The 18,764-nt window shown below is 69.2% G+C and carries 28 protein-coding genes; 26 read left to right on the forward strand and 2 right to left on the reverse strand.

All coding sequences use genetic code 11. The features are described from left to right. Positions 1–162 precede the first annotated feature (162 nt). The 16 genes from rplP to map all read left to right on the forward strand — a co-directional run bounded on the left by rplP (position 163) and on the right by map (position 8,201). Positions 163–579: a 50S ribosomal protein L16 gene (gene rplP / locus OJ962_RS07400; RefSeq protein WP_202955654.1), complete on the forward strand. Its 417-nt coding sequence runs from the start codon at positions 163–165 to the stop codon at positions 577–579. Next, entirely contained in the window at positions 579–785 is a 207-nt protein-coding gene (gene rpmC / locus OJ962_RS07405) for a 50S ribosomal protein L29 (protein WP_202955655.1), read from the forward strand. The genes rplP and rpmC overlap by 1 nt, the downstream gene beginning before the upstream one ends. Before the next feature lie 332 nt (positions 786–1,117). Continuing rightward, positions 1,118–1,351, forward strand: coding sequence for a 30S ribosomal protein S17 (gene rpsQ, locus OJ962_RS07410; protein WP_270006283.1), 234 nt, complete (start codon positions 1,118–1,120; stop codon positions 1,349–1,351). Further along, complete coding sequence (gene rplN / locus OJ962_RS07415; protein ID WP_202955657.1) at positions 1,348–1,716, forward strand: 50S ribosomal protein L14; 369 nt, start codon at positions 1,348–1,350, stop codon at positions 1,714–1,716. Before rpsQ ends, rplN begins: the two co-directional genes overlap by 4 nt. 2 nt (positions 1,717–1,718) lie before the next feature. Then, positions 1,719–2,036, forward strand: coding sequence for a 50S ribosomal protein L24 (gene rplX / locus OJ962_RS07420; protein ID WP_202955658.1), 318 nt, complete (start codon positions 1,719–1,721; stop codon positions 2,034–2,036). Beyond that, positions 2,036–2,629, forward strand: a complete 594-nt coding sequence (rplE, locus tag OJ962_RS07425; RefSeq protein ID WP_202955659.1) for a 50S ribosomal protein L5 — start codon at positions 2,036–2,038, stop codon at positions 2,627–2,629. Before rplX ends, rplE begins: the two co-directional genes overlap by 1 nt. Before the next feature lie 19 nt (positions 2,630–2,648). Continuing rightward, positions 2,649–2,834 (forward strand): type Z 30S ribosomal protein S14, encoded by a 186-nt coding sequence (locus OJ962_RS07430; RefSeq protein ID WP_202955660.1) that lies wholly within the window; start codon positions 2,649–2,651, stop codon positions 2,832–2,834. Positions 2,835–2,841: 7 nt separating this feature from the next. Beyond that, a complete protein-coding gene (gene rpsH / locus OJ962_RS07435; RefSeq protein ID WP_202955661.1) occupies positions 2,842–3,249 on the forward strand; it encodes a 30S ribosomal protein S8 in 408 nt (135 codons plus the stop codon). Positions 3,250–3,256: 7 nt separating this feature from the next. After that, on the forward strand, positions 3,257–3,790 hold the full coding sequence (gene rplF / locus OJ962_RS07440) for a 50S ribosomal protein L6 (RefSeq protein WP_202955662.1): 534 nt from the start codon (positions 3,257–3,259) through the stop codon (positions 3,788–3,790). Then, positions 3,787–4,140, forward strand: coding sequence for a 50S ribosomal protein L18 (gene rplR / locus OJ962_RS07445; protein ID WP_202955663.1), 354 nt, complete (start codon positions 3,787–3,789; stop codon positions 4,138–4,140). The genes rplF and rplR overlap by 4 nt, the downstream gene beginning before the upstream one ends. 23 nt (positions 4,141–4,163) lie before the next feature. Then, a complete protein-coding gene (gene rpsE / locus OJ962_RS07450) occupies positions 4,164–4,775 on the forward strand; it encodes a 30S ribosomal protein S5 (protein WP_202955664.1) in 612 nt (203 codons plus the stop codon). Next, positions 4,772–4,954 carry a 50S ribosomal protein L30 gene (gene rpmD / locus OJ962_RS07455; protein ID WP_202955665.1) on the forward strand — a complete coding sequence of 61 codons (183 nt, stop codon included), beginning with the start codon at positions 4,772–4,774 and terminating at the stop codon, positions 4,952–4,954. The genes rpsE and rpmD overlap by 4 nt, the downstream gene beginning before the upstream one ends. Further along, the gene (gene rplO / locus OJ962_RS07460; protein ID WP_202955666.1) at positions 4,954–5,472 is read left to right on the forward strand and encodes a 50S ribosomal protein L15; all 519 of its coding nucleotides are present in this window, start codon (positions 4,954–4,956) and stop codon (positions 5,470–5,472) included. Before rpmD ends, rplO begins: the two co-directional genes overlap by 1 nt. 6 nt (positions 5,473–5,478) lie before the next feature. Then, positions 5,479–6,747, forward strand: coding sequence for a preprotein translocase subunit SecY (gene secY, locus OJ962_RS07465; protein ID WP_202955667.1), 1,269 nt, complete (start codon positions 5,479–5,481; stop codon positions 6,745–6,747). Between the two features lie 3 nt (positions 6,748–6,750). Continuing rightward, the gene (locus OJ962_RS07470) at positions 6,751–7,419 is read left to right on the forward strand and encodes an adenylate kinase (protein ID WP_202955668.1); all 669 of its coding nucleotides are present in this window, start codon (positions 6,751–6,753) and stop codon (positions 7,417–7,419) included. After that, positions 7,416–8,201 carry a type I methionyl aminopeptidase gene (gene map, locus OJ962_RS07475; protein ID WP_202955669.1) on the forward strand — a complete coding sequence of 262 codons (786 nt, stop codon included), beginning with the start codon at positions 7,416–7,418 and terminating at the stop codon, positions 8,199–8,201. Before OJ962_RS07470 ends, map begins: the two co-directional genes overlap by 4 nt. Here the strand turns inward: map and OJ962_RS07480 are convergent. After that, complete coding sequence (locus OJ962_RS07480; protein WP_270006271.1) at positions 8,149–8,928, reverse strand: Vps62-related protein; 780 nt, start codon at positions 8,926–8,928, stop codon at positions 8,149–8,151. The genes map and OJ962_RS07480 overlap by 53 nt on opposite strands. A gap of 500 nt (positions 8,929–9,428) precedes the next feature. Here OJ962_RS07480 and rpmJ point away from each other — a divergent pair, with 500 nt between their 5' ends. The 7 genes from rpmJ (at position 9,429) to truA (ending at position 12,748) form a co-directional block, all read left to right on the forward strand. After that, on the forward strand, positions 9,429–9,542 hold the full coding sequence (rpmJ, locus tag OJ962_RS07485) for a 50S ribosomal protein L36 (RefSeq protein WP_081685960.1): 114 nt from the start codon (positions 9,429–9,431) through the stop codon (positions 9,540–9,542). Between the two features lie 13 nt (positions 9,543–9,555). Beyond that, a complete protein-coding gene (gene rpsM / locus OJ962_RS07490) occupies positions 9,556–9,939 on the forward strand; it encodes a 30S ribosomal protein S13 (protein WP_202955671.1) in 384 nt (127 codons plus the stop codon). Next, positions 9,939–10,334 (forward strand): 30S ribosomal protein S11, encoded by a 396-nt coding sequence (gene rpsK, locus OJ962_RS07495; protein ID WP_028059524.1) that lies wholly within the window; start codon positions 9,939–9,941, stop codon positions 10,332–10,334. The genes rpsM and rpsK overlap by 1 nt, the downstream gene beginning before the upstream one ends. Before the next feature lie 74 nt (positions 10,335–10,408). Continuing rightward, positions 10,409–10,600, forward strand: coding sequence for a hypothetical protein (locus tag OJ962_RS07500; protein ID WP_202955672.1), 192 nt, complete (start codon positions 10,409–10,411; stop codon positions 10,598–10,600). Positions 10,601–10,682: 82 nt separating this feature from the next. After that, positions 10,683–11,669 (forward strand): DNA-directed RNA polymerase subunit alpha, encoded by a 987-nt coding sequence (locus tag OJ962_RS07505; RefSeq protein WP_202955673.1) that lies wholly within the window; start codon positions 10,683–10,685, stop codon positions 11,667–11,669. 6 nt (positions 11,670–11,675) lie between these two features. Further along, a complete protein-coding gene (gene rplQ / locus OJ962_RS07510; RefSeq protein ID WP_121251798.1) occupies positions 11,676–12,032 on the forward strand; it encodes a 50S ribosomal protein L17 in 357 nt (118 codons plus the stop codon). A gap of 20 nt (positions 12,033–12,052) precedes the next feature. Beyond that, positions 12,053–12,748 (forward strand): tRNA pseudouridine(38-40) synthase TruA, encoded by a 696-nt coding sequence (gene truA, locus OJ962_RS07515; protein ID WP_238931952.1) that lies wholly within the window; start codon positions 12,053–12,055, stop codon positions 12,746–12,748. Here the strand turns inward: truA and OJ962_RS07520 are convergent. Further along, positions 12,739–13,731, reverse strand: coding sequence for a GGDEF domain-containing protein (locus OJ962_RS07520; RefSeq protein WP_202955674.1), 993 nt, complete (start codon positions 13,729–13,731; stop codon positions 12,739–12,741). The genes truA and OJ962_RS07520 overlap by 10 nt on opposite strands. Before the next feature lie 102 nt (positions 13,732–13,833). On the opposite strand from OJ962_RS07520, the gene surE reads away from it, so the two are divergent. The 3 genes from surE to OJ962_RS07535 are packed head-to-tail and all read left to right on the forward strand — an operon-like array spanning position 13,834 to position 18,733. After that, positions 13,834–14,637: a 5'/3'-nucleotidase SurE gene (gene surE, locus OJ962_RS07525; protein WP_270006272.1), complete on the forward strand. Its 804-nt coding sequence runs from the start codon at positions 13,834–13,836 to the stop codon at positions 14,635–14,637. Further along, a complete protein-coding gene (gene ligA / locus OJ962_RS07530) occupies positions 14,624–16,615 on the forward strand; it encodes an NAD-dependent DNA ligase LigA (protein WP_202955675.1) in 1,992 nt (663 codons plus the stop codon). Before surE ends, ligA begins: the two co-directional genes overlap by 14 nt. A gap of 9 nt (positions 16,616–16,624) precedes the next feature. After that, the gene (locus tag OJ962_RS07535) at positions 16,625–18,733 is read left to right on the forward strand and encodes a bifunctional metallophosphatase/5'-nucleotidase (protein WP_202955676.1); all 2,109 of its coding nucleotides are present in this window, start codon (positions 16,625–16,627) and stop codon (positions 18,731–18,733) included. Positions 18,734–18,764: the final 31 nt, after the last annotated feature.

Here is an 18,764-nt window from a genome sequence, read left to right on the forward strand (position 1 = left end):
CGCCCCGACCGTGAACTTACCGCCCTCAGGCCCCGTCGGGGTCCAGCGGGTGGTCGCGAGGTTCAGCGAGACCGGCGGGACGGTGGCCGTGGCGGCGGCGGCTTCGGCGGCGGCGGCGGTGGCCGTGGCGGCTCGGGTCCGGACCGGAGCGGAGGCCGATAGATGCTCTCTCCCAAGCGCGTCAAGTTCCGCAAGGTCCATCGTGGGCGCCGGGCCGGCCTCTCGCGCGGTCAGCAGACGGTCAACTTCGGTGAGTACGGCCTCAAGGCCGTCGAAGCGGGCTGGCTGACGAACCGTCAGATCGAGGCCGCTCGTATCGCGATGACCCGCAAGATCAAGCGTGGCGGCAAGGTGTGGATCAATGTCTTCCCGGACAAGGCCTACACCAAGAAGCCGGCCGAGACCCGCATGGGTTCCGGCAAGGGCAACCCGGAGGGCTGGGTCGCCGTCGTCAAGCCGGGTCGCGTGATGTTCGAGCTCTCCGGCGTGCCGGAGCCCCTCGCTCGCGAGGCCATGCGGCTGGCCGGCCACAAGCTGCCGGTCAAGACGAAGTTCGTGCTGCGTGAGGACGGTCAGTGATGAAGGCGTCCGAACTGCGCGATCTTGACGACAAGGGCCTGCGCGAGCACCTCGCAACGGCCCGGCGCGAGCTGTTCGGCCTGCGCCTGCAGCACGCCACGGGCGAGCTCGAGAACACGGCGGGGCTGCGCTCCGCCAAGCGCGACGTCGCTCGCGCCCTCACCGTCGTGCGCCAGCGCGGCATCGATCCGAACCAGAAGAGCTGATGGCTGAATCCGAAGAGACAACTGAGAACGTGGAGGAGGTGACCTCCACGGAGGCGACCGCTGAAGCGCCCGCCTCCGAGGAGAAGCCCGCCGAGCCCGCCGCGACGCGCCGTGAGCGCAACGCGGCCAAGCGCGCCGCCAAGGCCAAGACGGCCGGCGGCCCGGTCACGCTCGAGGAGCGTCTGGCCGAGCGTCAGGCCCACAAGGAGCGCAACGCCGCCCAGCGGCGTCGCTACCGCGCCAAGCAGAAGGTCAAGCGCGCCGAGGCGCGCGCGGCCGCCCCTGCCGTCGAGGAGCAGCACGCGCCCGAGCACGGGCCCGGCCGCCCCAAGGTGCGCCAGGGCATCGTCGTGTCCGACAAGCCGGACAAGACCGTGGTCGTGCGCGTGGACATCGCGCGCCGCCACAAGCGCTACCACAAGATCCTCCGCAGCTCGATCACCCTGCACGTCCACGACGAGAGCAATGACGCCCACGCGGGCGACACGGTTCGCGTCCAGGAGTGCCGGCCGATGTCGCGCACCAAGCGCTGGCGGCTGCTCGAGGTCCTGGAGCGTGCGAAGTGATCCAGAACGAGACCCGGCTGCGCGTCGCCGACAACACGGGCGCGCGCGAGATCCTCACGATTCGCGTCATGGGCGGCTCGCGCCGTCGCTACGCGGGCGTGGGGGACATCATCGTGGCCACGGTCAAGCAGGCCAACCCGAACGGGACGGTCAAGAAGGGCGACGTCGTGAAGGCGGTCGTCGTCCGCACCCGCAAGGAGTTCGGGCGCGAGGACGGCACCTACATCGCGTTCGACGAGAACGCGGCCGTGATCATCGACGCCCAGAACAACCCGCGCGGCACGCGCATCTTCGGCCCGGTGGCGCGCGAGCTGCGCGACGGCGGGTTCATGAAGATCGTCTCGCTCGCCCCGGAGGTGCTCTAGCCATGGCGAAGATCCGCACCGACGACAACGTGGTCGTCATCTCCGGCAAGGACAAGGGCAAGACCGGCAAGGTCCTGCGCGTCGAGCCGGCGAAGAACCGCGTCTACGTCGAGGGCCTGAACATCATCAAGCGCCACCAGCGCCCGGTGCCGGGCCGGCCCAACCTCGAGGTCGGCGTCATCGAGCGCGAGGCGCCGATCCACATCTCCAACGTGGCGTTGGTGGATCCGAAGGACCACAAGCCCACGCGCGTGGGCATCACCCGCGAGGGCGGCGTGCGCAAGCGCGTCACGCGCCGCTCTGGCACGGAGCTGGACTGATGTCACGACTCAAGGACCGTTACAACGACGAGATCCGCGACCAGCTCGTGGAGAAGTTCGGCTACTCGACGCCCATGCAGGCGCCGAAGCTGGTCAAGGTGACGCTCAACATGGGCGTCGGCGAGGCCAAGCAGGACTCCAAGATGCTCGAGGCGGCCAAGGCGCAGCTCGCCGACATCGCGGGCCAGCAGCCGAACATCCGCCGCGCGCGCAAGTCCGTCGCCGCCTTCAAGCTCCGCGAGGGCATGCCCGTCGGCCTGACCGTCACGCTGCGTGACCAGAAGGCCTACGAGTTCCTCGACCGCCTGATCTCCGTGGCCATCCCCCGCCTGCGTGACTTCCGGGGCCTGAACCCGAAGTCCTTCGACGGCCGGGGCAACTACAACACTGGCATCAAGGAGCACGTGATCTTCCCGGAGATCGACTACGACACCGTTGATCAGGTCCGGGGCCTGGACATCGCGATCACGACGACCGCCAAGACGGACGCTGAAGCCTTCACGCTTCTCGACGCGCTCGGCCTGCCCTTCGCACGCGACGGGCGCCCGAAGCAGTACGAGAGCCTCCGGGGCAGCGAAGCCGTCGCCGCATAGACAAGAGAGAACTTCTCGAATGGCTAAGACCTCAAAGATCGTCGCCTCGCAGCGCACGCCCAAGTACAAGACGCGTCAGCAGTCCCGCTGCCGTCGGTGCGGGCGTCCGCGCGCGGTGTACCGCAAGTTCGGCATCTGCCGTCTGTGCCTGCGTCAGCTGGCCCACAACGGCTACATCCCCGGCATGACGAAGTCGAGCTGGTAGGCGCATCATGTCGATGACCGACCCCATCGCCGACTTCCTGACCCGGATCCGCAACGGCATCATGGCCGCGCACGAGACGGTGGAGATCCCCTCCAGCCGGCTCAAGCGCGAGATGGCGCGGATCCTGACCGAGCAGGGCTACATCGAGGGCTTCGACGAGGCCCCCGGCGTGCCCGGCAGCGCGGCCGACAAGCTGCTCGTCCGCCTCAAGTACACTGAGAACCGGACGTCCGTGATCTCCGGCCTGCGCCGGGTGTCCCGTCCCGGCCAGCGTCGCTACGTGGATTCGAAGTCGATTCCCAAGGTGCTCGGCGGCATGGGCACCACGATCCTGTCCACCTCGCACGGCGTCATGACCGGCCACGAGGCTCGCGCTGCGGGCGTCGGTGGCGAGGTCGTCGCCGAGGTCTGGTAACCCGCAAATGTCCCGCATCGGTAGAAAGCCCATCCCCGTGCCCTCGACCGTGACCGTCACGGTCGAGCCCGAGGTTGTGCGCGTCTCCGGCCCCCGCGGCAATCTCGAGGAGCGCAAGAACCGCGCCATCGAGGTCACCCAGGAGGACGGCCAGCTGATCGTGACCCGTCCGACCGATCGCGCCGAGCACCGGGCCCTGCACGGGCTCACCCGCTCGCTGGTCGCGAACATGGTCGAGGGCGTGACCGTCGGGTTCACCAAGACGCTCGAGATTCAGGGCGTCGGCTACCGCGCGCAGCTCAAGGGTCGCGACCTGGAGCTGGCGCTGGGTTACTCGCATCCCGTGCCGATCAAGGCGCCGGAGGGCATCGAGTTCGAGGTGCCCCAGCCGACGCGCGTGATCATCAAGGGGAACAACAAGCAGGTCGTCGGCGAGATCGCGGCGATCATCCGCAAGCAGCGCCCGCCGGAGCCCTACAAGGGCAAGGGCATCCGCTATCAGGGCGAGTACGTGGCCCGGAAGGTCGGTAAGCGCGCATGACGGTTCTGTCTCCCCCCAAGAAGCGCCTCAAGCGCCGTCGTCGCGTCCGTGCCAAGGTGCACGGCTCGGCCGTGCGCCCGCGCATCTCGGTGTTCCGCTCCAACCGCGGCATCTTTGCCCAGCTCATCGACGACGACGCCGGCGTCACGCTCGCCTCGGTCCAGTGGACCGAGGAGGCGCTGCGCTCGCTCAAGCCGATGGAGCAGGCCACGGAGGCGGGCAAGCTGCTCGCGTCCCGGGCCAAGGACGCCGGGATCGACACCGCCGTGTTCGATCGCGGTGGCTACCAGTATCACGGCCGTGTGAAGGCCCTGGCCGAGGGCGCCCGCGAGGGCGGCCTGAGCTTCTAAGACCGCTACCCTCGAAGGACTCCATGGCAGCCCCCGATCGATCCACCTCAGCCTCCGGCTTCGACCTGGAAGAACGCGTCGTCGAGATCAACCGCGTCGCCAAGGTCGTCAAGGGCGGCCGGCGCTTCTCGTTCACCGCGCTGGTCGTTGTCGGCGACGGGAACGGCGTCGTCGGTGTCGGCTACGGCAAGGCGAACGAAGTTCCGCTGGCGATCCAGAAGGGCGTCGAGCGCGCGAAGAAGAACCTGTTCAAGGTTCCGCGTCACGGCTCGACGATCACCCATCAGACGACCGGCGTCTTCGGCTCCGGCCGCGTCTTCCTCAAGCCCGCCTCGCCCGGTACCGGCGTCATCGCCGGCGGCGGCGTGCGCGCGGTGCTCGAGCTGGCCGGCATCCACGACATCCTCTCCAAGTCGCTCGGTTCCCAGAACCCGATCAACCTGGTCAAGGCGACCATCGCCGGTCTGCAGGACCTGCGCAAGCCGGAAGAGATCGCCGCGCTACGCGGCCTGTCGGTGGACAAGGTCCTCGGCCTGAGCTCCAAGCCCGTGGCCTCGACCAATGGCGAGTCCGTCGCGGCGCCGGCCGACGACACTTCGGCGGAGGCTCCCGCCGAGGAGGTCACGTCCGCATGAGCACGCTCGTCATCACCCAGGTGAAGTCCGCCAACGGCACGAACGGGCGCCAGCGCGACACGCTGCGCTCGATCGGCCTGCGCGGCATTGGCAAGTCCGTTGAGAAGCCGGATTCCGAGGCGCTGCGCGGCATGGTTCACGCCGTGCGCCACCTCGTGACCGTCGAGGAGAAGTCGTAATGAGTGAGCAGGACGCCGTCAACGAGGAGCTCGCGGCGGAGGCCGTCGGGCTCCATTCGCTGAAGCCCGCGCCCGGCTCCAAGAAGGACCGCAAGCGCGTCGGGCGCGGCCATGGCTCCGGCCACGGCAAGACGTCCGGCCGCGGGCACAAGGGCTACAACTCGCGCGCCGGCGCGAAGGACCGCGCTCGCTTCGAGGGCGGCCAGAATCCGCTGCACATGCGGATGCGCAAGCTGCGCGGCCCGAACAAGAAGATGTCGATGCCGTTCGAGATGTTCCGGACGCACACGCAGCACGTCAATCTCGACGATCTCGAGAAGCGTTTCGACGACGGCGCGACGATCGGGCTCGAGGAGCTCAAGGCCGCGGGCCTCGCCAAGCAGCGGGGTGTGCCGGTCAAGATCCTCGGCCGTGGCGAGCTCACCAAGAAGTTCACGGTGACCGTCCACAAGGTCTCGGCTTCCGCGCGCTCGGGCATCGAGGGCGCCGGCGGCACCGTTCAGCTCATCGAGGACTAAAGCACCGTGATCTCCACGATCATGCAGTCGTTCCGCGTCGCGGAGATCCGGAAGAAGCTGCTCTTCACGGCGGCGATCCTGGCGCTCTACCGGCTCGGGTCGTTCATCCCTGTGCCGAGCGTCAATGTCGACGCCGTCGAGCAGATCCAGAACAACTACTCCACGGGTGTCCTGAACCTCCTGGACACCTTCACGGGTGGTGGCCTGTCGCGCATCTCGTTGTTCGCGCTCGGGATCATGCCGTACATCACGGCGTCGATCATCCTGCAGCTGCTGGTCGTGGTCTCGCCGTCCCTGGAGAAGCTCCAGAAGGAAGGCGAGGTCGGGCAGGCGCGGATCACTCAGTACACGCGCTACCTGACCGTGGGCCTCGCGGCTGCGCAGGCGGTCGGCTACACGTTCCTGTTTCGCTCGCAGGGCTCCGCCGGCGGCACGCCGGTGTTCGAGTCCTTCAACGCGGGCACGGTCGTGCTGGTCGTGCTGTGCCTCACGGCGGGCTCGATCCTCGTCATGTGGATGGGTGAGCTGATCACCCAGCGCGGTATCGGCAACGGCATCTCGCTGATGATCTTCGCGTCGATCGTCGCGGGCCTGCCGGGTGGCGTGACCACCTGGTGGACGAACCCGGACCCGGTCTTCAAGATCATCCTGCCGTTCCTGGCGCTGGGCGTCGTCGCGGCGGTCGTGTTCATCCAGGAGGGCCAGCGCCGGATCCCGATCCAGTACGCCAAGCGCGTGATCGGCCGGCGCATGAGCTCGGGCGGACAGACCTACCTGCCGCTGCGCGTGAACATGGCCGGCGTCATCCCGGTCATCTTCGCCGCGTCGATCATGGCCTTCCCGCCCACGATCGGCCAGCTCGTGCCGGGCTGGGAGGGGCTCGCGACCTTCTTCAACCCCGGTGGTTGGGCCTACGTGGCCGGCGAGACGGTGATGATCATCCTCTTCACCTACTTCTACACGGCGGTCACGTTCAACCCGGTCGACCAGGCCGACAACCTGCGCAAGTACGGCGGCTTCATCCCGGGCGTGCGTCCGGGCCGCCCGACGGCCGAGTTCCTGGATCGCATCCTCGCGCGGCTGACGTTCCCGGGCGCGCTGTATCTGGCCGCGGTCGCCGCGCTGCCGACCATCATCATCGCCACGACCAACGCGCCGTCCTCGTTCTACTTCGGCGGAACGTCGCTTCTGATCGTCGTGGGCGTGGCCCTCGACACCATGAAGCAGCTCGAAGCGCAGCTGATGATGCGCAATTACGAAGGCTTCCTCAAGTAACCGATGTCGGAGCTCAACCTCATCCTCCTGGGGCCCCCGGGGGCCGGTAAGGGCACGCAGGCCGCGCGGCTGCGCGAGGACTTCGGGCTGCCCTACATCGGCACGGGCGACCTGCTGCGCGAGCACAAGGAGAACAAGACCGAGCTCGGTCTGCGCGCGCAGGAGTTCATGGACAACGGCGACCTCGTCCCCGACGAGCTCGTGATCTCGATGATCATCGAGAAGATCGAGGAAGAGGGCGAGGACGGGTTTCTGCTCGACGGCTTCCCGCGCACGGTCGGCCAGGCCGACGCGCTGAGCGAGGAACTCGAGAAGCTGGGCCGCCGGCTGACGGCCGCGCTGCTGGTCGACGCGCCGGACGAGGTCGTGATGTCGCGGCTGAGCGGGCGGCGTCAGTGCTCGAACGGGCACCTCTACCACGTGGAGTTCGACCCGCCCAAGCATCCGGACGTGTGCGACCAGGACGGCAAGCCGCTGTTCCGGCGTAAGGACGACGAGCCCGAGACGATCGCGAAGCGGCTCGCCACCTACCACAAGCAGACCGAACCACTCCGGGACTACTACGAAGAGCGCGGATATCTGCGACGCTTCGACGGCACGCGCGACAAGACCGAGGTCCACGACCACATTCGCGCGACCTTGGCGACCCTTCGCCTCGAGGAACGGCTGTGATCATCAAGAAATCCCCCGCCGAGATCGACCAGATGGCCGCGGCGGGGGAGATCCTGGTTCGAACGATGGACCTGCTGGCGGGCAAGATCCGCCCGGGCGTGACCACGGCGGAGCTGGACGCGGCGGCCGAGAAGTACATCCGGTCGCAGGGCGCGACGCCGGCGTTCAAGGGCTATCGCGGCTTCCCGGGCTCCACCTGCCTGTCCCCGAACGACATGGTCGTGCACGGCATCCCGGGCAAGTTCAAGCTCTCGCGCGGGGATATCCTGAGCGTGGACATCGGCGTCATCAAGGACGGCTGGGTCGCGGACGCGGCTCGCACCTTCCCGGTCGGCGAGGTCTCCGCGGTCGCGGCGAAGCTGCTGGACGTGACCGAGGGCTCGTTGTTCGCCGCGGTCGAGCAGTGCCGCCCCGGCAATCGCCTCGGCGACGTCTCGCACGCCGTCCAGGAGTTCGTCGAGGCCCAGGGCCTGTCGATCGTTCGCTCGCTGGTCGGCCACGGCATCGGCCGCGACATGCACGAGGAGCCGCAGATCCCGAACTACGGCCCCGCCGGCAAGGGCCCCGTGCTCGAGGAGGGCATGGTGCTCGCCGTCGAGCCGATGGTCAACGCCGGTCGCCACATGGTCCGTATGGGCGACGACGGCTGGTCGATCTTCTCCCAAGACGGCTCGCTGGCCGCCCACTTCGAGTTCACGATCGCCGTGACCGCCGACGGGCCGCGCATCCTCACGCCGTGGCACCACCCGGAGGCCGCCGCCTCCGCGCCCGCCGCAGCGTAAGCAGCACCAGCGCCGCCAAGGCGAACAGTCCGCCGGCGGTCATCGCCTTCTCGGGCGCGTCGCAGCGCCCGACCGCGTTGCAGTCGACCTGGCACTCACGGGCACCGGCGGCGAACGCGTTCGCGTCCCAGCGAGTGGGCTGGAACGCCGGTCCCAGCGGGGAGTCCTGCTCCGGCGGAACGAGCTTTGAGGCGCGCGAGCTGCCCCACGGGTGCGGGTCCCGCATCCACGGCGGGCTTGTACGCGTGATCTCGACCACGTCAGGCATCGCGATGTCGCCGAGGCCGTCGGCCTCATCGTTCGGGTCCGGCCACAGCCGGTCGCGCGTCCCGGGCTCGAAGTACGAAGCATGCGATCCGTGCGCGGCGTACACGATCGGGCGGCCGCCACCCCAGAAGCGCATGCCGCCTGTGTGGCAACGCTCGGCGCCGGAGTGCTGGCCGTAAACCGCCTCGACGAGCCGGTCGTTCTCGTCGACGCGGTACTGCGCGAGCTCCCAGTCGCCTTCGTGCCGGCCGGTCCGAACGATGCCCCGATCCTGGTCCTGGTAGTCGTAGTAGAGCCAGTACTGGAACCAGGTGCCGCCGTCGTCGGCCGGGCTCGCGCGGGCGTAGAGGACGGGTCGGCTGCCGTGGACGCCGGTGAGCGGGTGACGTTCCTGCGCGTCGTGGACGACGACGGGAGCGAACGCGGTCAGCGTGGCGGCGGTGGCTGTGGAGATCAGCACCTGCGGCACGGTACCCGCGAGCGGGTCGGGGGCGAGCACACTGTGCGTCGCGTCAAGAAGCTCGCCGGGGCGCCGCTCGGGCTCGAGACCGCGTGCTCAGCGAGTTTCTTGACCCGCCACGGCCAACTCGCTTGGGCTCATGCGCGCGGGGTGTGCGACGTTTGTTTCGGTATCCGAAACTTTCGTCGCCCACCTCGGCTTTGCCGGGGGTGCCGCGAACAGCACTGGAGCCACGGTCCTCGCGGCCCGAACCGGCGTGGCGGGTGCGCTAACGTGACATACGCGCGCGCGAGACGGAGTGCGCGTCCCCGACGGAACGGCGAAAATACGCCGTTTGCAGGGCCTTAGCAAGTGCGTCGGACGTCTCGGATGCTTTGCTATCCTGCTCTGTCGCGCTCGGAGCCGGGAGGCTTCTGCGTGTGACCGCTCCGGGGGCATGGTAGCGGTGGCCAGCCCGGCCACCAGAGCCACCCCGTCTGGATCATCAGCCGAAAGGGATCATGAAGGTACGACCGTCGGTCAAGCCGATGTGTGAAAAGTGCAAGATCATCCGCCGCCACGGTCGGGTGCTCGTGATCTGCCAGAACCCCCGGCACAAGCAGCGTCAGGGGTAAAGGGCTCAGAGACATGGCACGCATCGCAGGAATCAACATCCCGCTCAACAAGCGCGTGGAAATCGGACTGACCTACATCTACGGGATCGGTCGTCCGACCTCCAACGTCATCCTGGCCCAGCTGGGCATCGAGCCGGACCGCAAGGTCCGCGACCTCACGGACGACGAGGTTTCGAAGCTGCGCGACATCATCGACCGCGACTTCGTGGTCGAGGGCGACCTTCGCCGTGAGCGCAGCCAGAACATCAAGCGCTTGATGGAGATCGGCTGCTATCGCGGTCTGCGCCATCGCCGCGGGCTGCCGGTGCGCGGCCAGAACACCAAGACCAACGCTCGCACGCGCAAGGGCCCGAAGCGCATGCAGGTGGCCGGCAAGAAGAAGGCAGGTAAGAAGTAATGCCCGCTCCCCGCCGCCCCCAGCGTGGTCGCCGCAAGGTCAAGAAGAACGTCCCGATCGGCCAGGCGCACATCAAGACGTCGTTCAACAACACGATCGTCGCGCTGACCGACCGCGAAGGCAACGTGATCGCGTGGGAGTCTGCCGGCGGTGCCGGCTTCAAGGGCTCGCGCAAGTCGACCCCCTTCGCCGCGCAGGTGACGGCTGACGCCGCCGCGCGCAAGGGCATCGAGCAGGGCATGCAGAAGGTCGAGGTCTTCGTGAAGGGCCCGGGCTCGGGCCGCGAGACCGCGATCCGCTCGCTCCAGGCGGCCGGCCTCGAGGTCACCGGCGTCAAGGACGTCACCCCGCAGGCTCACAACGGCTGCCGGCCCCGGAAGCGGCGCCGCGTCTAACCCCGAGTTCCAATGGCACGCCATACCTCCCTCCAGTGCGAGCAGGCCCGCCGCGAGCGGCAGAAGAGAACGACGTGATCACGTTCAAGGCGCAGTCCGACGCCGAGAACACCATCCGCGACGCGACCGAGCTCGTGGCGCAGGTGCCCGCCTGGTTGCAGGCCGACCACGATCAGCTCACCGCGAAGGTGCTGCGCCATCCCGAGCGCGCGGAGATCGCCGCGCCGGTCCAGGAGCAGCTCATCGTGGAGCTCTACTCGAAGTAGTCCAAGACTCTCCACACCCCGAGGCGCGCAGACGGCGCTGCCTGGGCATGCTCCCCACACGAGAACGAAGTTAGGAACCTTGATGCTCGACTTCCAGATCCCCCGGATCACGTCCGAATCGGTTGAGGAGAACCGCGGACAGTTCGTGGTTGAGCCGCTTGATCGCGGCTTCGGCTACACGTTCGGGAACTCCCTGCGTCGCGTGCTGCTGGCCAGCCTGGCCGGTGCTGCCGTGACGTCGGTCCGGATCGAGGGGGTGGCGCACGAGTTCTCGACCATCAAGGGCGTGACCGAGGACGTGACGGACATCGTCCTCAACCTCAAGGGCATCGTGTGCCGCATGCACTCGGACGCGACCGAAGTCGAGGCGCCGCTCGTCGTGACCGGTCCGGGCGAGATCACCGCGCGTGACATCGACCTGCCCTCCGGCGTCGAGATCCTCAACCCGGACGCGCACATCGCGACGCTCGACAAGAAGACCAAGCTCGAGCTCTACCTCACGATCGGGCGTGGCCGCGGCTACCGTCCGGCCGAGGAGAACAAGTCGCCCGATCAGCCGATCGGCGTGATCCCGATCGACTCGATCTTCTCGCCGGTCCGCCGCGTCGCCTACTCCGTCGAGCAGGCCCGCGTCGGCCAGCGCACGGACTTCGACAAGCTCACGCTGGACATCGAGACCGACGGCTCGATCGACCCGCAGGCCGCCCTGCGCGAGGCGGCCGAGATCCTGATCTCGAGCCTGTCGATCTTCACCGACGAGGACCGCATCGAGGACCTGCGTCAGGGCCACGCGAACCTGCCGCTCGAGAACGGCGGCGGCCCCGGCGGCAACGCGCTCGCCCCGGGCGGCCAGCGCGGCGGCGGCCCGATGGACGACATCCTCATCGAGGAGCTCGAGCTCGGCGTCCGCTCCTACAACTGCCTCAAGCGCGCCGGCATCCAGACCGTCGGCGACCTGGTTTCGAAGTCGGAGGGCGAGCTCGCCGCCATCCCGAACTTCGGCAAGAAGTCGATCGACGAGGTCATCGAGACCCTGTCGCAGCGCGGCCTGACCCTCCGGACGGACTAAAGACTCATGCGCCATCAGAAGACCCGCCACAAGCTCTCGCGTGACAGCGCGCACCGCAAGGCGCTGCTGGCCAACCTCTGCATCGAGGTCATCGACCACGAGCGGATCAAGACCACCGAGGCCAAGGCCAAGGCGGTCAAGCCCGAGATCGAGAAGCTGATCACCCTTGCGCGCAAGGGCGACATCCACGCTCGCCGTCAGGCGACGTCGATCCTGCAGCACCCCGACAAGGGCGTCATCTACAAGCTCTTCGAGGAGATCGCTCCGCGTTACACGGAGCGTCCCGGCGGCTACACGCGCATCCTCAAGCTCGGCCCGCGTTCCAGCGACGCGACCGAGATGGTGTACCTCGAGCTCGTCTAGAGCTGACCACCAAGCTCACTCTGAGTTACGACGGCGGCCCGTTCGCCGGTTGGGCACTGCAGCCCGGCCAGCGGACCGTGGCCGCCGAAGTCGTTAAGGCGCTCGAGACGGTCCTCAGGCAGCCGGTCACCCTCACGGTCGCCGGCCGGACGGACGCGGGCGTGCACGCGCTGGGCCAGGTCGTCTCCTACGACGGCCCGCTCCCGCGCCTGCGCGGCGTCAACGCGCTGCTCCCGGACGAGATCTCCGTCCACGCGGCCGAGGAGATGCCCGACGGCTTCTCCGCCCGCCACGACGCCAAGGCGCGCGCCTACATCTACCGCATCCACACGCGCTCGCAGCCCGACCCGTTCGAGCGCGGTCGCGCGCTGTGGTGGCCGTACCCGCTCGACGAGCGGGCGCTGCACGAGTGCGCGGCCGCCCTCGTCGGCACGCACGACTTCACGGCCTTCACCCCCACCGAGACCTACCACCAGCGCTTCACCCGCGAGGTCTTCGCCGCGCACTGGGAGCGCGACGGCGACATCCTGCGCTTCCACATCGAGGCCGACGCGTTCATGCGCAGCATGAACCGCATCCTCGTGGGCACGATGCTGGAGATCGCGCAGGGCCGCCGCGACCACTTCGCCGCCCTGCTCGAGGGCGCGCCGCGCACCGCCGCGGGCCAGACCGCCCCGCCGCACGGGCTCTACCTGGAGCGCGTCCGCTACGAGTAGGCGAGTGCGCGGTTCTTGCCCTCGCGCTTGGCCGCCCGCAGCGCCTCGTCGGCCTCGAGCAGCAGCTGGTCCGGGTTCGCCGGCCCGATCACCCAGCCGGCGCTGATGCGCACGAGCTCGCCGAAGCGGATCTCCCGCATGAGCCGCTCTGCGAGCGCGGCCATGCCCGCCGCGTCGATGCCCGGTGCCAGCAGCGCGAACTCGTCGCCGCCCAGCCGCGCCGGCACGTCCACCGCACGTGAGGAGGCGCGCAGCGCCTCGGCCACGAACACGAGGGCCCGGTCGCCGCCGGGATGCCCGTAGAGCGTGTTGATGCGCTTGAAGTCATCGACGTCGAGCACGAGCAGCCCGACGTCCCCGTGCTGGCTCTGGATGGCCTCGACCAGCGCACGCCGGTTCGCGATCCCGGTCAGCGGATCCTGGCGTGCCTGCGCGTCGGCCTGCGCCCGCAGCTCGATCATCCCGCGCTTGCCGCTGATCAGCAGGAACGTCAGCAGCCAGTAGCAGGGCACGAGGATCAGCAGCTCGCCCAGCAGCGAGTTGGCGAGCGCGTCCGGGTCATAGGCAAACGGCAACGCGTGGATGATCAGCGTCAGCGGGAAGTACGGCCACGCCTCGCGCGCCGGGAAGAAGTAGGCGCTGTAGACGATCGCCAGCAGCAGCAGGAAGCGGGCGGGCGAGCTCACGCCGCCCGTGTCGTGCACGGCCGCGGCGATGCACAGCACGCCGGCGATGGTCGCGGCGTGGAAGACCCAGCCGGACGTCGCGCGCCAGTCCTTGCGCAGCGCCGCGTGCAGGCCCCAGATCAGCCCGATGATCACGAGCGGGAACGTGGGCGTCAGGACCTCGCCCTCCGCGCCGGGCAGCAACGGAAGCAGCGTGGACAGCACCGCGCCGGCCGCGAACATCCAGCCGACGAGCCTCCCGGCGAGCGGGCGTTCATCGGCAACGGCTGCGCCGGTGAGCCGGCGGATGGCCTCCATATCCCGGGTAATCGCCCGCGACCCTGCAATGTTTACCGAGTGGCCCCGGCGCGGTCGCTCAATGGCCTGGACGCAGGCCGAGTCGTCGTATCCTCCCGGCTCGTGCTTCGCGTGCTGTTGACCAACGACGACGGGATCGACGCCGAAGGGCTGCAGACGCTGCGGCGCGCGCTCGTCGCGCTCGACGAAATCGAGCTCGCGGTCGTCGCGCCCGACGAGAACCAGTCGGCGACGGGACGGTCGATCTCGATCCGGCGGCCGCTGTGGGTGCAGGAGGTGCCGTTCGACGACGGCACGGTCGGCTTCGCGTGCGACGGGACGCCGGTCGACTCGGTGCGGCTTGCAGCGCTCGGGCTGATCGAGGGCTTCGAGCCCGACCTGATCGTCTCCGGCATAAACCACGGCGCGAACCTCGGCGACGACATCACCTACTCGGGCACGGTCGCCGCCGCGCTCGAGGGCATCGTGCTCGGCATCCCGGGGATCGCGGTCTCGCAGCTCTCCCAGGCCGGCGACGTCGACCATCGCGCCGGGCGGCGGTTCGAGTTCGAGCTGGCGGCCGCGTTCGTCGCGCGGATCGTCGACCGGCTCGACGACGTCCCCCTTCCCACCGGCACGCTGCTCAACGTCAACGTTCCGCCGGTGGTCGAGGGCGTCGAGGTCACGCGCCTGGGCAAGCGCGTCTACCAGGACCGCCTGGACCTGATCGACGAGGACACGGGCCGCAAGCTGTACCGCGTCTACGGGGACGTCCCGCTGCATGACGACGAGCCGGGCACGGACCTCGCCGCGGTGACCGCGAACCGCATCGCGGTCACGCCGCTGCACTTCGACCTCACGGCCGAGCATGGACTCGAGGGCCTGCGCGAGTTCGACCTGGCCCAGCTGCTCGATGAAGCCGGCTGAGCGCGCCGCCGAGCTGCGCGAGCAACTCGCCTATCACGGGCACCGCTACTACGTCCTCGACGACCCGGAGATCGGGGACGATCAGTACGACGCGCTGCTGGACGAGCTGCGCGCGCTCGAACGCGAGCACCCGGACCTGGTCACCCCCGACTCGCCGACGCAGCGGGTGGGCGGCGAGCCGGTCTCCAAGCTCACCAAGGTCACGCACCTGCAGCCGATGCTCTCGCTCGCCAACGCGCGCAGCGAGGCGGAGCTGCGGGCCTGGGTGGAGCGCATGCGCAACCACCTCGCGCGCGAGGGGATCGAGGCGCCCGCGTTCGAGTTCGTCGCCGAGCCGAAGATCGACGGGCTCGCGATCTCGCTCCTGTACGAGGGCGGCGCGCTCGTGCGCGGCGCCACCCGCGGCAACGGCGAGGTGGGCGAGGACGTCACGCACAACCTGCGCACGATCGGCTCGATCCCGCTTACCATCCCGTACCAGGGGCGCGTGGAGGTGCGCGGCGAGGTCTACATGTCGCTGCCGGACTTCACGGCCCTGAACGAACGGCGGGCGAGCGTGGGCCTCTCCACGTTCATGAACCCGCGCAACAGCGCGGCCGGCACGATCCGCCAGCTGGACCCGAACCTCGCCGCCGAGCGCCCGCTCTCGATGTGGTGCTACGCGATCGGCGTGTCCGACCTGGAGCTCACGTCGCACTGGCAGGCGCTCGAGTGGCTGCGCGAGCACGGCTTCCGCGTCAACGGCGACGTCAAGAAGCTCGCCACCGAGGACGAGGTCGTCCAGCAGTGCCTGCGCTGGCAGGAGCGCCGCGGCGCGCTCGACTTCGAGATCGACGGCGTCGTGGTGAAGGTCGACGACTTCGAGCTGCAGCGGCGGCTCGGCGTGGTGGGCCGCGACCCGCGCTGGGCGATCGCGTGGAAGTTCCCGCCCACCACGGCGGTCACGCGCCTGCTCGACATCAAGTGGAACGTGGGCAAGTTCGGGGATCTGCACCCGTTCGCGGCGCTCGAGCCGGTGCACGTGGGCGGCGTCACGGTCAAGGCCGCGACGATGCACAACGAGGAGGACCTCGCGCGCAAGGACATCCGGGTCGGCGACGACGTCATCGTCCTGCGCGCCGGCGACGTGATCCCGCAGGTCATCTCGCCCGCGCCGCACGCCGTCGAGCGGCCCGGCCGCGCGGACCCGCCGCTGCCGCCCGCGCGCTGCCCGTTCTGCGACACGCCGACGGTCAAGCGCGGTGTCTTCACCCGCTGCCCGAACCGCGAGTGTCCGGAGCGCCGCTGGCAGCTGCTGACCACTTTCGCGCACGTGATGGACATCGACGGGCTGGGCGAGAAGCAGGTCGCCCTGTTCCAGCGGCTCGGCCTGGTCAAGAGCGTCGCCGACTTCTACCGCCTCGACCGCGACGCGCTGCTCGCGCTCGAGGGCTTCGGCGAGGTGAGCGTCAACCGTCTGCTGGCGTCGGTGGAGGCGTCGCGGGCACGGCCGTTGAGCACGGTGCTGTTCGCGGTCGGCATCGAGGGCGTCGGCTACGTGACGGGCCGCGGCCTCGCGCAGCAGTTCCGCTCGGCGGACGCGCTGCTGGCCGCGACGCCGGAGCAGATCGCCGAGACGCCCGGGATCGGGCCCGTCGTCGCCGAGCTCATCCACTCGCAGCTGGAGGAGCTGAGGCCGTTGTTCGAGGACCTGCGCGGCGTCCTCCAGCTCGAGGAGGAAGGCCCGCCGCCCGGTGAGGGGCCGCTGGCGGGGCAGACGTTCGTGCTCACGGGCACGCTCCCGGACCTCACGCGCGAGGAGGCGACGCAACACATCCTGCGCGCCGGCGGCAAGGTCACCGGCAGCGTCTCCAAGAAGACGAGCTACGTGGTGGCCGGCGCCTCACCGGGGGGCTCCAAGCTCGAGAAGGCCGAGCGGCTCGGCGTCACCGTGGTGGACGAAACCGAATTGTTACGGCTACTGAATTCCAGCGGATAGGCTGCGCGGATGCCTCACCTGTTCCGCGTCACGACGCTCGGCGTTGTCGCACTAGCCCTCGTCGTGCCCGGCACGGCCACCGCTCAGGCCAAGAAGAAACCGAAGCACACGGTCACCGTCAACACCGTCGACGCGTTGCCCAAGGCGCTGAAGAAGATCAGCCGCAAGTGCGGCGCCAGCAAGTCGGCGACGAAGATTCGCAAGCGCGTCTCGACCCGCTCGAGCAGCCGCGTGCGCGTCGTCACGACGTACTGCTCCGGCGGCACGCGCACGGTCTTCTACATCAAGACGGTCACCAAGACCGTGACGGTGCCCGCCCCGGCGCCGACGCCCGCGCCGACGGCCGTCCCGCAGCCCGCCGCCCCGACCCCGGCGCCCGCGCCGCGCTCGTTCCGGCTCACGCTGCTGCACAACAACGACGGCGAGTCCAAGTACAACGTCGGCGACTCGGTCGCCAACTACGGCGGCGTCACCCGCTTCAAGACCGTGCTCGACCGGCTGCGCGGCGAGGCCGACGCCTACCGCACCGCGGAGAACGAGGACAAGGGCACCGTCGTCGTCTCCTCGGGCGACAACATCCTTGCCGGCCTGAACCTGCGCGCGTCCTTCGAGCGCAAGGACGCCGGCCAGGGGTCCTTCTACGACGCGATCGCGCTCGGCCGCATCGGCTACGACGCCATCACGATCGGCAACCACGAGTACGACTTCGGCCCGACGCGCCTGGCGCAGCTGATCGACTCGCCGGAGCTGACCGGCGTGCCGTTCCTGACGGCCAACACGGACTTCGCCGCGGCGCCGGACCTCCAGCGCCTGCGCACCGCCGGCCGCATCGCCGACTCGACCGTCGTCACCAAGGGCGGGCAGAAGATCGGCATCATCGGCGTGACCACGCCGGACACGCCCGTCGTTTCCTCGCCCGGCCCGACGGTCAAGTTCCTCACCGACGTCGCGGGCATCGTCAACGCAGAGGCCGCGCGCCTGACCAACGCGGGCGTGAACAAGATCATCCTGTCCTCGCACCTGCAGAACCTCAACTACGAGAAGACGCTGATCGCGTCGCTGCGCAACGTGGACATCGTCATCTCCGGCGGCGGCGACGAGCTGCTGGCGAACCCGTCCGACGTGCTGATCCCGGGCACGAACGGCGTGCGTCCGACGCCCGCCGACGTGTACCCGGCCACGGCCAAGGACGCCGACGGCGCCGCGGTCCCGGTCGTGACGACGCAGGGCGAGTACAAGTACGTCGGCCGCCTCACCGTCGACTTCGACGCGGCGGGCAAGATCAAGAGCACGGACACGACCCGCTCGGGCCCGATCCGTGTCTCCGCGCTCGCGAGCGATCCGGATTACGTGTCGCCGGAGGACGCGTTCCTGAAGACCGACGTCACCGACAAGCTGACGGCCTACAAGGCGGTGCTCAAGGCCAACGTGATCGGCACCACCGAGGTCGAGCTCCAGGGTGCGGCCCCGGATCCGATCCGCATCCGGGAGACCAACCTCGGCAACCTCGTCGCCGACGGCTTTCTGTTCGCCGCGAACCGCACGGCGGTCGCGGACGGTCGCAAGCTCGCCCAGGTCGCCTTCTCCAACGGCGGCGGGATCCGCGCGACGATCGCCGGCCCGGGCAAGCTCAACGAGCTCAACACGTACGAGGTGCTGCCGTTCGACAACGTGATCGCGACCGTGCCGGACGTGCCCCGCGCGACGTTCAAGGCGCTGATGGAGCACGGCGTCTCGCGCCTGCCCACCGCCGACGGCCGCTTCCCGCAGATCTCCGGCTTCCGGATGACGGTCAGCACCGGCCAGGCCGCCGGTTCGCGCGTCCGGACGCTCACGCTCGACGACGGCACCGAGATCGTCAAGGACGGCGTGGTCGTTGACGGGCCGCCCGTGAGCATCGCCACGACGAACTTCACCGCCGCCGGCGGTGACGGTTACCCGTGGGGCGGCCTGAAGTTCGACTTCGCCGGCAACCCGGGCGCGGCGGGCTTCTACCCGTACCAGAAGTCGCTGCTGGACTTCATCACGACCCCGGTCGCCCAGGGCGGCCTGGGCGGGCTGGTCGACGACGCCGACTACCCGGTCGCCGGCGAAGGCCGCATCGTCATCGGGGCCTGACGCTCGGAGCGGGCACCGCGCGCTAGATTGC

Origin of the sequence: Solirubrobacter deserti (assembly GCF_027587175.1) — a bacterium.
Taxonomy (GTDB): domain Bacteria; phylum Actinomycetota; class Thermoleophilia; order Solirubrobacterales; family Solirubrobacteraceae; genus Solirubrobacter; species Solirubrobacter deserti.

What these genes read in the sequence shown, in the direction of transcription:
- rplP (WP_202955654.1), top strand. Translation starts at nt 163, where the DNA reads ATGCTCTCTCCCAAGCGCGTCAAGTTCCGCAAGGTCCATCGTGGGCGC.
- rplX (WP_202955658.1), top strand. Translation starts at nt 1,719, where the DNA reads ATGGCGAAGATCCGCACCGACGACAACGTGGTCGTCATCTCCGGCAAG.
- rpsM (WP_202955671.1), top strand. Translation starts at nt 9,556, where the DNA reads ATGGCACGCATCGCAGGAATCAACATCCCGCTCAACAAGCGCGTGGAA.
- ligA (WP_202955675.1), top strand. Translation starts at nt 14,624, where the DNA reads ATGAAGCCGGCTGAGCGCGCCGCCGAGCTGCGCGAGCAACTCGCCTAT.
- OJ962_RS07535 (WP_202955676.1), top strand. Translation starts at nt 16,625, where the DNA reads ATGCCTCACCTGTTCCGCGTCACGACGCTCGGCGTTGTCGCACTAGCC.
- rplQ (WP_121251798.1), top strand. Translation starts at nt 11,676, where the DNA reads ATGCGCCATCAGAAGACCCGCCACAAGCTCTCGCGTGACAGCGCGCAC.
- OJ962_RS07520 (WP_202955674.1), bottom strand. Translation starts at nt 13,731, where the DNA reads ATGGAGGCCATCCGCCGGCTCACCGGCGCAGCCGTTGCCGATGAACGC.
- rpsK (WP_028059524.1), top strand. Translation starts at nt 9,939, where the DNA reads ATGCCCGCTCCCCGCCGCCCCCAGCGTGGTCGCCGCAAGGTCAAGAAG.
- rplE (WP_202955659.1), top strand. Translation starts at nt 2,036, where the DNA reads ATGTCACGACTCAAGGACCGTTACAACGACGAGATCCGCGACCAGCTC.
- rpmJ (WP_081685960.1), top strand. Translation starts at nt 9,429, where the DNA reads ATGAAGGTACGACCGTCGGTCAAGCCGATGTGTGAAAAGTGCAAGATC.
- OJ962_RS07470 (WP_202955668.1), top strand. Translation starts at nt 6,751, where the DNA reads ATGTCGGAGCTCAACCTCATCCTCCTGGGGCCCCCGGGGGCCGGTAAG.
- rplR (WP_202955663.1), top strand. Translation starts at nt 3,787, where the DNA reads ATGACGGTTCTGTCTCCCCCCAAGAAGCGCCTCAAGCGCCGTCGTCGC.
- OJ962_RS07430 (WP_202955660.1), top strand. Translation starts at nt 2,649, where the DNA reads ATGGCTAAGACCTCAAAGATCGTCGCCTCGCAGCGCACGCCCAAGTAC.
- rpmD (WP_202955665.1), top strand. Translation starts at nt 4,772, where the DNA reads ATGAGCACGCTCGTCATCACCCAGGTGAAGTCCGCCAACGGCACGAAC.
- rplO (WP_202955666.1), top strand. Translation starts at nt 4,954, where the DNA reads ATGAGTGAGCAGGACGCCGTCAACGAGGAGCTCGCGGCGGAGGCCGTC.
- rpsH (WP_202955661.1), top strand. Translation starts at nt 2,842, where the DNA reads ATGTCGATGACCGACCCCATCGCCGACTTCCTGACCCGGATCCGCAAC.
- rpsE (WP_202955664.1), top strand. Translation starts at nt 4,164, where the DNA reads ATGGCAGCCCCCGATCGATCCACCTCAGCCTCCGGCTTCGACCTGGAA.
- rplF (WP_202955662.1), top strand. Translation starts at nt 3,257, where the DNA reads ATGTCCCGCATCGGTAGAAAGCCCATCCCCGTGCCCTCGACCGTGACC.
- rpmC (WP_202955655.1), top strand. Translation starts at nt 579, where the DNA reads ATGAAGGCGTCCGAACTGCGCGATCTTGACGACAAGGGCCTGCGCGAG.
- OJ962_RS07505 (WP_202955673.1), top strand. Translation starts at nt 10,683, where the DNA reads ATGCTCGACTTCCAGATCCCCCGGATCACGTCCGAATCGGTTGAGGAG.